10 protein-coding genes are annotated in these 12,937 nt (G+C 59.6%); all 10 read left to right on the plus strand.

The window, feature by feature from the left end; genetic code table 11:
- The first annotated feature begins 104 nt into the window (after positions 1-104).
- The 10 genes from rimP to AC3RCG_RS06690 all read left to right on the plus strand — a co-directional run bounded on the left by rimP (position 105) and on the right by AC3RCG_RS06690 (position 12,907).
- Positions 105-593, plus strand: a complete 489-nt coding sequence (gene rimP / locus AC3RCG_RS06645; RefSeq protein WP_035828693.1) for a ribosome maturation factor RimP — start codon at positions 105-107, stop codon at positions 591-593.
- A complete protein-coding gene (gene nusA / locus AC3RCG_RS06650; protein ID WP_070222358.1) occupies positions 590-2,155 on the plus strand; it encodes a transcription termination factor NusA in 1,566 nt (521 codons plus the stop codon). The genes rimP and nusA overlap by 4 nt, the downstream gene beginning before the upstream one ends.
- A gap of 46 nt (positions 2,156-2,201) precedes the next feature.
- Complete coding sequence (infB, locus tag AC3RCG_RS06655) at positions 2,202-5,060, plus strand: translation initiation factor IF-2 (protein WP_034760145.1); 2,859 nt, start codon at positions 2,202-2,204, stop codon at positions 5,058-5,060.
- A 120-nt stretch (positions 5,061-5,180) separates the two neighbouring features.
- On the plus strand, positions 5,181-5,597 hold the full coding sequence (gene rbfA / locus AC3RCG_RS06660) for a 30S ribosome-binding factor RbfA (RefSeq protein ID WP_035825200.1): 417 nt from the start codon (positions 5,181-5,183) through the stop codon (positions 5,595-5,597).
- A gap of 2 nt (positions 5,598-5,599) precedes the next feature.
- Complete coding sequence (gene truB / locus AC3RCG_RS06665; RefSeq protein WP_409027124.1) at positions 5,600-6,535, plus strand: tRNA pseudouridine(55) synthase TruB; 936 nt, start codon at positions 5,600-5,602, stop codon at positions 6,533-6,535.
- 254 nt (positions 6,536-6,789) lie between these two features.
- Positions 6,790-8,622, plus strand: coding sequence for a translational GTPase TypA (gene typA / locus AC3RCG_RS06670; RefSeq protein WP_070223676.1), 1,833 nt, complete (start codon positions 6,790-6,792; stop codon positions 8,620-8,622).
- A 177-nt stretch (positions 8,623-8,799) separates the two neighbouring features.
- Positions 8,800-9,750 carry a tRNA dihydrouridine(20/20a) synthase DusA gene (dusA, locus tag AC3RCG_RS06675; protein WP_492404608.1) on the plus strand — a complete coding sequence of 317 codons (951 nt, stop codon included), beginning with the start codon at positions 8,800-8,802 and terminating at the stop codon, positions 9,748-9,750.
- A complete protein-coding gene (locus AC3RCG_RS06680; protein ID WP_492404466.1) occupies positions 9,750-10,214 on the plus strand; it encodes a hypothetical protein in 465 nt (154 codons plus the stop codon). The genes dusA and AC3RCG_RS06680 overlap by 1 nt, the downstream gene beginning before the upstream one ends.
- A 521-nt stretch (positions 10,215-10,735) precedes the next feature.
- A complete protein-coding gene (locus AC3RCG_RS06685; protein WP_254679555.1) occupies positions 10,736-12,499 on the plus strand; it encodes a methyl-accepting chemotaxis protein in 1,764 nt (587 codons plus the stop codon).
- 60 nt (positions 12,500-12,559) lie between these two features.
- Positions 12,560-12,907: an energy transducer TonB gene (locus tag AC3RCG_RS06690; RefSeq protein WP_070218202.1), complete on the plus strand. Its 348-nt coding sequence runs from the start codon at positions 12,560-12,562 to the stop codon at positions 12,905-12,907.
- The last annotated feature ends 30 nt before the right edge of the window (positions 12,908-12,937 follow it).

A 12,937-nucleotide genomic window follows, 5' to 3' on the forward strand; every position in this document is an offset into this window, starting at 1 on the left:
CTCCGCAAGGGGCCATATATGACTTGAATGCGTGTTTTTGCATGTTGTCGGCGCTTATTGCGGCGCTGTCATGCCGAAAACGGGCCTTATTTCTGGAGAATTTCTTGCAGCAGTTGGGATTAATTGAAAAGACAGTTACAGGTCTGGGCTATGAGCTCGTTGATGTCGAACGTGCCGAGCGCGGGCTGCTGCGCGTCTTTATTGATTTCAGCGCCGCCGATGCCGCTGAAAAAGGTCCGATCACGGTCGAAGACTGTGCCACGGTCAGTCACCAGTTATCGCATGTGTTGACGGTAGAGAACGTTCCTTACGAGCGTCTCGAGATTTCTTCCCCGGGTCTCGATCGTCCGGTGCGCAAGCTGGAAGACTTTGTCCGTTTCGCAGGCCAGGAAATCATCGTCAAGCTGATGGTGGCGATGCCGGGTACGAACAACCGGAAATCGTTCCAGGGGATCTTGCAAGAACCCGTGGGCGATAAATTGTCGTTGGAATTTGAAGGTAAGGATGGTCCGGCGATGTTGGAGTTTACGCTCGCCGATGTGGATAAGGCACGCTTGGTGCCGCAGGTGGTTTTTAAGGGACGCAAAGCATGAGCCGCGAAGTTTTATTATTGGTTGACGCGCTGGCGCGCGAAAAAAACGTCGATAAAGATGTCGTCTTCGGCGCCCTCGAATTCGCGTTGGCGCAAGCCACGAAGAAACGGTATGAGGGTGAAGTAGACATCCGCGTTTCGATCGACCGCGAAACGGGCGAATTCGAATCGTTCCGCCGCTGGCACGTCGTGCCCGATGAAGCGGGCCTGCAATTGCCGGATCAGGAGATCCTGCATTTCGAGGCAAAAGAACAGATTCCCGATATCGAAGTCGATGACCATATCGAAGAACCGATCGAATCCGTTGAATTCGGCCGCCGTTTCGCCCAGGATACCAAACAGGTGGTCCTGCAGCGCGTACGTGACGCCGAACGCGAACAGATCCTGGTCGACTTCCTGGAACGCGGCGATTCGCTCGTCACCGGCACCATCAAGCGCATGGAGCGCGGCGACGCCATCGTCGAATCGGGCAAGATCGAAGCACGTCTGCCACGCGACCAGATGATCCCGAAAGAGAATCTGCGTATCGGCGACCGCGTGCGTGCATACATCTTGCGCATCGACCGCAATATGCGCGGCCCGCAAGTGATCCTGTCGCGCACCGCGCCGGAATTCATCATGAAGCTGTTCGAGCTGGAAGTGCCGGAAATCGAGCAAGGCATGCTGGAAATTAAATCCGCAGCCCGCGATGCCGGCGTGCGCGCCAAGATCGCCGTCTACACGGCCGACAAGCGCATCGACCCGATCGGTACCTGCGTCGGCATGCGCGGTTCGCGCGTGCAGGCTGTCACCGGCGAGTTGGGCGGCGAACGTGTCGACATCGTGCTGTGGTCGGAAGATCCGGCGCAGTTCGTCATCGGCGCCCTGGCGCCGGCGAACGTGTCGTCGATCATGGTCGATGAAGAAAAACACGCGATGGATGTCGTCGTGGACGAAGAAAACCTGGCAATCGCGATCGGCCGTTCCGGCCAGAACGTGCGCCTGGCCTCGGACCTGACCGGCTGGAAGATCAACATCATGACGGCCGAAGAATCGGCCGACAAAGCTGCCCAGGAAACGGCTGCCGTGCGCATCCTGTTCATGGAAAAGCTCGATGTCGACCAGGAAGTGGCCGATATTCTGGTGGAAGAAGGTTTCGCCAGTCTGGAAGAAATCGCTTACGTGCCAATTTCCGAAATGCTGGAAATCGAATCGTTTGACGAAGATACCGTCAATGAACTCCGTACCCGTGCGCGTGATGCGCTCGTGACCGAAGCGATCGCTTCGGAAGAGGGTCTGGAAGGCATGGACGAGGCGTTGGTGAATCTGGAAGGCATGGATCGCATCACCGCCGGCAAGCTGGGTCTGGCTGGTATCAAGACCGTAGAAGCATTTGCAGCACTGGCATACGACGAATTTGGCGCAATCCTGGCCTTGTCTGCGGACCGTGCGCGTGAACTGATTACAAGTGAATTTAAAGATGTGACCGACGATGAGATGAAGTTGGTTGACTCGAAATACGACGATCGTGCCAAGGCGTTGCAAGCCAAGGCATGGAGTCTGGCCGAATCCGCAAAGGCTTAATTTGAGTATCTTTATCATCTCCGCGACACATAGAAAAGAGGACTGAATGGCGAGTAACAACGTAGCCCAATTTGCCACCGAACTGAAGATGCCTGCAGATTTGCTGCTGACGCAGCTGCGTTCTGCCGGCGTCGAGAAAAGTTCGACGTCAGATCCATTGTCGAAAGATGATAAGGACAAGCTTTTGGATCATCTGCGCCGCACCCACGGCGCAGCGGCTGACACAGAAAAGAAAAAAATCACCGTGACCCGCAAGGAAACGACTGAGATCAAGCAAGCTGACGCCACCGGCAAATCGCGCACGATCCAGGTGGAAGTGCGCAAGAAACGCACTTTCGTCCAGCGTGACGAAGCTGCGCCGGTCGCGGCAGAACCGGTCGCGCCTGCCGCACCGGTGATCGATCCCGCCGACGTGGCGCGCCGTGAAGAAGAAGCCCGTAAACAGGCTGAACTGATCGCCCGCCAGGAAGCCGATCTGCGCGAAAAGCAAGAACGTCTGGCCAAGCTCGACGCGGAAAAAGAAGCCCAGGCGAAAGCCACGCAACAGGCTGAATTGGCTGCGAAGAAAGAAGCGGAAGCGGAAGCGAAGAAAGCGGCAGCCAAAGCCGCCGCCGCGCCTGCCGCCAGCGCCGCTGCGCCTGTCGTTGACGACGCCGCCGCCGAAGCGAAAAAAGCCGCTGCCGCTGAAGAAGCGAAAAAGAAAGCCGCCGCCGCTGCTGTTGCCGCCAAGGAAGCCGCTGACAAAGCGGAAGCCACCGAGCGTGCACGCAAGGCCGTTGCCGACGAAGTCGCCCAGATCAAGGCCATGATGAACGCGCCACGCCGCGCCATCAAGGCACCGGAACCCGTACCGGTTCCCGTCAAGCCGAAGGCGCCGGAAGGCACGCTGCACAAGCCTGCTGACAAGAAACCTGGCGACAAGCCGGGCGACAAGAAGCCTGCTGTCGCAGACAAGAAATCCATCAAGTCGGCCAATGTGTCGTCCACCTGGTCCGATGACGCGAAAAAACGCGGCACCACCGGTGGTCCCAAGCCACGCGGCAATAGCGGCCCAGGCGGCCGTGACAGCTGGCGCGGTGGCGCGAAGGGCCGTCGCCCGACGCACCATGACGACCGTGAATCGAACTTCCAGGCACCGACGGAAGCCGTCGTCAAGGACGTGCACGTACCGGAAACGATTACCGTGGCCGAACTGGCGCACAAAATGTCCGTCAAGGCATCCGAAGTCATCAAGCATTTGATGAAATTGGGCCAGATGTGCACGATCAACCAGGTGCTGGACCAGGAAACCGCCATGATTCTGGTGGAAGAAATGGGCCACAAGGCGTTCGCCGCCGAACTGGACGATCCGGAAGCGCTGCTGGCCGATGTGGGCGAACACGCGCACTTCGAAACCAAGCCACGCGCACCGGTGGTCACCGTCATGGGTCACGTCGACCACGGCAAGACCTCGCTGCTCGATTACATCCGTCGCGCCAAGGTGGCTTCCGGCGAAGCGGGCGGCATTACGCAGCATATCGGCGCTTACCACGTCGATACGCCACGCGGCATGATCACCTTCCTCGACACCCCGGGCCACGAAGCGTTTACCGCCATGCGTGCCCGTGGCGCCAAGGCAACCGACATCGTCATTCTGGTGGTTGCCGCCGACGATGGCGTGATGCCGCAAACGAAAGAAGCGATTGCCCATGCGAAAGCAGCCGGCGTACCGCTGGTGGTGGCGATCAACAAGGTCGACAAACCAGGCGGCAACGTGGACCGCGTGACGCAGGAACTGGTCGCCGAGCAAGTCGTGCCGGAAGAATACGGTGGCGAATCGCCATTCGTGCCGGTATCGGCCAAAACGGGCCAGGGTATCGACGACCTGCTGGAACAAGTGCTGTTGCAAGCCGAAGTGCTGGAACTGACGGCACCGGTCGATGCGCCAGCGCGCGGCCTGGTAGTCGAGGCGCGTCTGGACAAGGGCCGTGGTCCTGTCGCGACGATCCTGGTGCAGTCCGGTACCCTGAAGCGCGGCGACGTGATTCTGGCGGGCTCTTCGTATGGCCGTGTTCGCGCCATGCTGGACGAGAACGGCAAGTCCATCGCTGAAGCGGGTCCTTCGATTCCGGTCGAAATCCAGGGTCTGACGGAAGTGCCGGTTGCCGGTGAAGAAGTCGTCGTCATGGCTGACGAGCGCAAGGCGCGTGAAATCGGTCTGTTCCGTCAAGGTAAGTTCCGCGACGTGAAACTGGCCAAGCAGCAAGCTGCGAAACTGGAAAACATGTTCGACCAGATGGCCGAAGGCGAAGTGAAAAACTTGCCGTTGATCATCAAAACCGACGTGCAAGGTTCGCAAGAAGCGCTGGTCGGTTCGCTGCAGAAACTGTCGACCTCCGAAGTGCGCGTACAAGTGGTTCACGCGGCAGTCGGCGGCATCACGGAATCGGACGTCAACCTGGCAGTTGCCTCGAAAGCGGTCATCATCGGCTTCAACGCCCGTGCTGATGCCCAGGCACGCAAGCTGGCCGAGTCGAATGGCGTGGACATTCGCTACTACAACATCATTTACGATGCGATCGACGAGATCAAATCGGCGTTGTCGGGCATGTTGGCACCAGAGAAACGCGAAACCGTCATCGGCCAGGTCGAGATCCGCCAGGTTATCCTGGTCTCGAAGGTCGGCGCGATTGCCGGTTGCCTGGTCACCGATGGCGTGGTCAAGCGTGCTTCTTCCGTCCGCCTGTTGCGCAACAACATCGTGGTGTGGAGCGGCGAGATCGACTCCCTGAAACGCTTCAAGGACGATGCGAAAGAAGTTCGCGCCGGTCTGGAGTGCGGCCTGTCGCTGAAGAACTACAACGACATTCAGGTTGGCGACACCCTGGAAGTGTTCGAAGTCCAGGAAATCGCTCGTACCCTGTAATCGCAGCAGCAATGAAAACCGCGCGGACATACCGTTGTCCGCGCAAACACGTGGGGCGCATTGGTCAACGGGCAACCGTTTGACTCATGCGCCCTGCGGCACTTAGGACAGCATAAAATCATGGCTAAACATAGCAAAACCATGCCAGCGCGCGGCTTGCGCGTGGCCGACCAGATCCAGCGCGATCTGGCTGAAATCGTCGCCTACGAATTGAAAGACCCGCGCGTGGGCACGATGATCACCATCACCGAAGTGCAGATCACGCCCGATTACGCGCACGCCAAGGTGTTTTTCACGATGTTGAAAGACAGCAAGGAAGCCATCAAGAACACCACCGAAGGCCTGATGGCCGCGTCGGGCTTCATCCGTGGCTTGCTGGGCAAGCGCCTGCACATCCACACCCTGCCGATGCTGCATTTCGTGCACGACAGCTCGACCTCGCGCGGCATGGAAATGTCGCTCCTGATCGACAAGGCCAATGCCACGCGCGCGGCCGACGCCGAGCCGGATGTCAAACCAGAAGCGGACGAGCAATAACAGTGGCGGGTCCGAAGAAACCACCGGGCATCAAGCGGGTGCGCGACCTGGTCGATGGCGTCTTGCTGCTCGATAAGCCCGTGGGCTGGTCCAGCAACGATGCCCTGATCAAGGCCAAGCGCGTGCTGAACGCGAAAAAAGCGGGCCATACGGGCACCCTGGATCCGTTCGCCACGGGCTTGCTGCCGCTGTGCTTTGGCGAGGCGACCAAGTTCTCGCAGGACTTGCTGGAAGCCGACAAGACCTACGAAACCCTGGTGCACCTGGGGCAGACGACGGATACGGGTGACACGGAAGGCGAAGTGCTGGAAACGCGCGACGTCAACGTCACGCAAGAGCAGATCGAAGCCGTGCTGGCGCGGTTCCGCGGGCCTATCCTGCAGACGCCGCCCATGTACTCGGCCTTGAAAAGGGACGGCAAGCCCCTATATGAGTATGCAAGGGCAGGCATCACCCTGGAGCGCGAGGCGCGCCCGGTGACCATCCACAAGCTCGAGTTCCTCGGCTACGAAGCCCCGTTCCTGAAATTGTCCGTGATGTGCAGCAAGGGCACGTATATCCGCGTGCTGGGCGAAGACATCGGCCACGCGCTCGGTTGCGGCGGTCATCTGAACGCCTTGCGCCGCACGCAGGTGGGCAACCTGACGCTTGACGGCGTCGTCACCCTCGATGAGTTGACGGCGCATGCCGCGCCGCTGAGTCTGCTGGCGCCCGTCGATGCATTATTGTCGAGTTTCCCCGCCGTGCAGCTGACGGAAGAATTGGCCAAGCGTTTCCTGCATGGCCAGCGCATCGCGCTGGGCAAGGAAGACGTTGCCGTACCAAACGAGCCGGGCAGGGTGCGCGTGTATCACGACAGCAAGCTGCTGGGCACGGGACAGTTGCAGGAATACAGCATCCTCGCGCCCGAAAGGCTCATTGCCACGGCACATCAATAAAAGCTGGGGTCAGACCCCCTCGACCGTTGGCGCAAGCCTCTGAGTTGGCGGGATTGAGGGTCTGACCCCGGCATGCACTCTTCAAACAGTGTCGCTTTTTTAAACAATCCGTCCCCGACTGCGGGAGCCGCCAGCATTTTTAGATAGCGTTGCAACGCAACATGCTATACTACGCGGTTCCGGAAATAGATTAGCATTCGGGTATCTCGTACACCTTGTACGCACTCCGCAGTTTTTCAGTAACTACTACGACCATGTCAAATACAAAACGCGCAATTCGTAATATCGCCATTATCGCCCACGTTGACCACGGCAAAACCACGCTGGTGGATCAGCTGCTGCGCCAGTCCGGCACCTTCCGTGAAAACCAAGCGGTCGACACCCGAGTCATGGACTCGAACGACCTGGAAAAGGAGCGCGGCATTACGATTCTGTCGAAGAACTGCGCTGTTGAGTACGAAGGCACCCACATCAATATCGTCGACACCCCAGGCCACGCCGACTTCGGCGGCGAAGTGGAACGTGTTCTGTCGATGGTGGACTCGGTTCTGCTGCTGATCGATGCACAGGAAGGCCCGATGCCGCAAACCCGTTTCGTCACGCGCAAGGCGCTGGCACTGGGTCTGAAGCCTATCGTGATCGTCAACAAGATCGACCGTCCAGGCGCACGTCCTGACTGGGCCATCAACCAGACGTTCGAACTGTTCGACAAGCTGGGCGCAACCGACGAGCAACTGGATTTCCCTATCGTTTACGCTTCCGGCCTGAACGGCTATGCCGGCCTGACCGAAGACGTGCGCGGCGGCGACATGAAGCCGATGTTCGACGCCATCCTGGAACACGTTCCAGTACGTGACGACAATCCGGAAGGCCCGCTGCAAATGCAGATCACCTCGCTGGACTACTCGTCGTACGTCGGCAAGATCGGCATTGGCCGCGTCAACCGCGGTACCGTGAAAGTTGGTCAAGACGTGCTGGTCATCAATGGCCCAGGCGCCACGCCAATCAAAGGCCGCATCAACCAGGTGCTGAACTTCAAGGGCCTGGAGCGCGTGCTGGTGGACGAAGCTGTTGCCGGCGACATTTGCCTGATCAACGGTATCGACGAAATCGGCATCGGTTCGACCCTGTGCGCACTGGACACCCCGGAAGCGCTGCCGATGCTGACCGTCGACGAGCCAACGTTGACCATGAACTTCATGGTCAACAACTCGCCACTGGCTGGCCGCGAAGGCAAGTTCGTGACCTCGCGCCAATTGCGTGACCGTCTGGAAAAAGAATTGAAAGCCAACGTTGCTCTGCGCGTAGCGCCGACCGACGACGACACGATCTTTGAAGTATCGGGCCGCGGCGAGCTGCACCTGACGATTCTGATCGAAAACATGCGTCGCGAAGGCTTCGAGCTGGCCGTATCGCGTCCACGCGTGGTGTTCAAGATGGTCGATGGCGTGCGCCACGAGCCGTTTGAAAACCTGTCGGTCGACGTGGAAGAAGCCAACCAGGGCGGCGTCATGGAAGAACTGGGCCGTCGTCGCGGCGACCTGCAAAACATGGAATCGGATGGCAAGGGCCGCGTGCGTCTCGAGTACCTGATCCCGGCGCGTGGCCTGATCGGCTTCCAGGGCGAATTCATGACCCTGACCCGCGGCACCGGCCTGATGAGCCACGTGTTCCACGAATACGCGCCAGTCGACAACACCCGTGGCGAAATGGCTGGCCGTCGTAACGGCGTGCTGATCTCGCAAGATGACGGCGCCGCCGTTGCCTACGCTATCTGGAAACTGCAAGACCGCGGCCGCATGTTCGTGTCGCACAATGACCCAGTCTACGAAGGCATGGTCATCGGTATCCACTCGCGCGACAACGACCTGGTCGTCAACCCGATCAAGGGCAAGCAGCTGACCAACGTGCGTTCGTCGGGTACCGACGAAGCGGTGCGCCTGGTACCGCCAATTCAGATGTCGCTGGAATACGCAGTCGAATTCATCGAGGACGACGAACTGGTGGAAATCACGCCTAAATCGATCCGTCTGCGCAAGCGCTTCCTGAAAGAGCACGAGCGTAAAAAAGCGTCGCGCGACGCGTAATACCCGCGTGAGCATGGATTGACGTCCATGCCGCTTTCGGCCCGCTGCGCCGCATGACTTTAACCGGTGATGCGCGCAGCGGGTTTGTTGTTTGTAGAAGCTGTTGTGTATTGACCTGTTTTTATTGATCCTATGACTACGTCCTCCCTGCCTTCCCGCCGCCTGTCCGTCGCCCCCATGATGGACTGGACCGACCGCCATTGCCGCAAGTTCCACCGCGAAATCACGCGCCACACCTGGCTCTACACCGAGATGGTGACGACGGGCGCGCTCGTGTACGGCGACGTGGAGCGCCATCTGCGCTTCAACGAGGAAGAGCATCCGGTGGCGCTGCAGCTGGGCGGCAGCGATCCGACAGACCTGGCCACCAGCGCCAGGCTGGGCCAGCAGTGGGGCTATGACGAGGTCAACCTCAATTGCGGCTGCCCGTCCGAGCGCGTGCAAAAAGGGGCGTTTGGCGCCTGCCTGATGGCCGAGCCGCAACTGGTGGCCGACTGCGTGAAAGCCATGCGCGACGTGGTCGACATCGACGTCACGGTCAAGCACCGCATCGGCATCGACGACAGCGAATCGTACGGCTTCGTGCGCGACTTCGTCGGCACCGTGGCCGATGCCGGCTGCAAGACGTTTATCGTGCATGCGCGCAATGCCATCCTGAAAGGCCTGAGCCCGAAGGAAAACCGCGAAGTACCGCCCCTGAAATACGATTACGCCTACCGCCTGAAGCGCGATTTTCCCCAGTTCGAGTTCATCATCAACGGCGGCATCAAGACCCTGGACGAGATCGACCTGCATTTGCAGCACCTTGATGGCGTGATGCTGGGCCGCGAGGCGTACCACAACCCGTACGTGATGGCGCAGTTCGACCAGCGCTACTACGGCGACGACACGCCCGTGAAAACGCGCGAACAGGTGCTCGAGGCGATGATTCCGTACATTAGCGCGCAGCTGGAAAAAGAAGCGGGGCGTTTGAAACTGAACAGCGTCACGCGCCACATGCTGGGCCTGATGCAAAATCTGCCCGGCGCGCGCGGCTTCCGCCAGACCCTGTCGGACTCGAAGAAGCTGGCCTCGGGCGACCCCCGTTTGCTGCTGGAAGCGGCGGCGCGTTTGTCGCTGCCTGCCTGATGAGCGGCGACTGCCACAGCCTTGCGCGCGTGATCGATGGCTACTTGCTGGCCGTCGGCGCCCTGAAGGATGACGGCAGCTTGTTTCTTTGCGAGTACCTGGGACCCGTCGCGCCGCAGGCATCGCTCGACGCGCTGTGCCGCGCGCTGCGGATTGCGCCGGAGGGCTTGTCCTTGCAGCCGCTCGAGAGCGTGGTGTGCAGCGGCATCGCCTGCACGCCGCGCCAGTGGTTGCTGGAGCGTATTCGTCCCATGAGCGAGGCGGACCGCCAGCCGCTCGATGCGCGTTTATATGACGGTTTCGAGCGAGAACTGGTCGAACTGCTGCGCGGCGAGCCGCGCTGGTATCAATTGGTATCATCTGGCCAGATCAGCCTGACCGGGCAATTGGGCGCCATCTGGAGCGTCTTTGTCTTTGGCACAGAGTGCCACGCCTATGTGATGCATTGCAGCTGGGACAGCTGAGCCAACTTGTCTATACCGCTGCTTCTACGCAGTGGTATTGTCCGTACTCCCCCTTCCTCTGAGCACCTCTTCCAAAACGATGCAATATGGCTACGCCATGTGTTGTAAATGCGCCGTTTCGGCGCACGCCCGCACTGCCATGGGGCATTTCTAAGAGGCAAGAATCGGCGTTGTTGCCATTTCCCCGAAGAAAGTTAATCTGCCATTTATTCAGGTACTTATTGCTTGCTTTGAGGCAAAATTTACACCTATAATTGATTATAGACAAATATTTCTCATATGAATGTTTGATGTTGATCTCATATCATCAGTGTCAAAAATTCAGCGTGTGGAGCAAGTTTGCATTCGCAGTCACTGGCTGTTTCAGGGCTGGCGAAGGACCAGGAAGTACCCCAGGCTGCGTGCAGCCGGATACCGCCAGCATACCAATGGGTAAGGGCGGATACCGGTGTACCGCAGCCTTCGTCTTGTCGTGCCGGGCAAAAAATCCTTATCAATAGTTTCATTTACGAAGAGCCGAAATGAATTTAGCAAAAATGAAGGTTGGTACCCGCCTGGGCCTGGGTTTCGCCCTGGTACTGGTTCTGCTGGTGGCCGTGACCGTCCTCGGCATCGCGCGCATGGCGCAAATCCAGGAACGTCTCGATCACGTGATCAATGTCAACAATGTCGTCACCCGCCTGGTGATCGATATGCGTGGCAACGTCAGCGACCGCATCACCTCGCTGCGCATCCTCACCCTGATGACCGACGCGAGCGATATGGAGCCGGAAATGGCGCGTATCAAGACGCAGACGAGCACCTATCAGGAAACGCAGAAGAAGCTCGAGGAGAAATTTGCCATCGAGTCGACTGCCGAAGAAAAGACCCTGCTCGCTTCGATCAAGGAATACGAAGCGGCCGCCATGCCGGCCATCGCCAAGGCATCCGCACTGTGGATGGCCAACGATGCGGAAGGCGCCACGCGCGTGATGATCAAGGAAATCCGCCCGGTACAGAAAAAATGGATGGAAGCGCTGGAGCAGCTGGCCACCCTGGAAGACAAGCTCAATGAACAGATGCAGTCGGATGCCCGCAAGGCCTTCGACAGCGCGCGGCTGTTCATGATCATCCTCGGCGTGCTGGCCGTGGCGATGGGCGTGGCGGCGGCACTGGTGATTACCCGCGGCCTGCTGAAACAGCTGGGCGGCGAGCCTGACTACACGGCATCGATCGCCGGCAGCATCGCCAATGGCGACCTGTCGATCGGCATCCACACCCAGCCATCGGACAATTCCAGCCTGCTGGCGGAAATGAAGGAAATGCGCAACAGCCTGGTGGGCATCGTCGGCCAGGTGCGCGTCGGTACGGAAACCATCGGCACGGCATCGCGCGAGATCGCCGACGGCAATATCGACCTGTCGTCGCGCACGGAAATGCAGGCCAGCGCGCTGGAAAAAACGGCGTCCGCGATGGAAGAGCTGACCTCGACCGTGAAACAGAATGCGGACAATGCACGGGAAGCGAACAAGCTGGCCGCGACCGCGTCGGACGTGGCCCTGAAGGGCGGCTCCGTGGTGTCGCAAGTGGTTGACACAATGAGCTCGATCAACGAGTCGGCGAAGAAGATTGTCGACATCATCGGCGTGATCGACGGCATCGCCTTCCAGACGAATATCCTGGCGCTGAACGCGGCCGTGGAAGCGGCACGTGCCGGCGAGCAAGGCCGCGGCTTTGCCGTGGTGGCGTCCGAAGTGCGCAACCTGGCCCAGCGCTCCGCTGGCGCCGCGAAGGAAATCAAGATCCTCATCGACGATTCGGCCGAGAAGACGGAACGCGGTACGCGTCTGGTCGGCCAGGCTGGTGTGACGATGGGCGAAGTGGTCGACAGCGTGCGCCGCGTGACCGACATCATGAGCGAGATCGCCAGTGCCAGCCAGGAACAAAGCGCCGGCATCGAACAGGTCAACCTGTCGATCATCGAGATGGACGGCATGACGCAGCAAAATGCGGCCCTGGTGGAGCAGGCCGCCGCTGCGGCGCAAAGCCTGCAGGACCAGGCGGCCGAACTGGCCCACGTGGTCAGCATTTTCAAACTGGTCGAAGGCGAACAGAAACCGGCAGCGGCGTCTGTGCCGGCACCCGTGGCTGCCGCACCAGCGGCCGTGCGCAAGCCGGCGCCCGCATTGCGTCCGGTGAAATCGCTGACCCGCAAGACCGAAGCGGCCGCGCCCGTGGCTGCCGCGGCACCACGCAAGGCGGCAGGGGCCGGCAGCACCAGCAATGACGAATGGGAAGAGTTTTAAGCGCGGCCAACAGCGCACAGGAAGTTGTAATTACCGTATCTGATAATCATGGGGAAGCACATGTTTGAGAATAAGCGTTTGATGAGTGTTGCAGCAGCCTTGCTGGTGTCCGTTTCTTCCGCAGCCTTCGCTGCCGAGGTGCCGGCGTCGTTCGATGCCAAGAACTGCAAGGCGGACTATCCGAAAGCCTCGTTGATGAACGAAGAGCAGGGCACCGTGTCGATGTCCTTCCTGGTCAATGCCGATGGCAGCGTTGCCGATTCGAAAGTCGAGAAGAGCAGCGGCTTCAAGAACCTGGACAAGGCCGCCATCAAGGCCCTGTCCGCATGCAAGTTCAAGCCGGGCACCAAGGATGGTTCCCCTGCGCAAACCTGGACCAAGGTCGACTACGCCTGGAAGCTGGACTGATCCAGGCACTGCCGGGAGCGCGTCTCCCGG

This window comes from Janthinobacterium sp. GW823-FHT01H08, assembly GCF_058797855.1.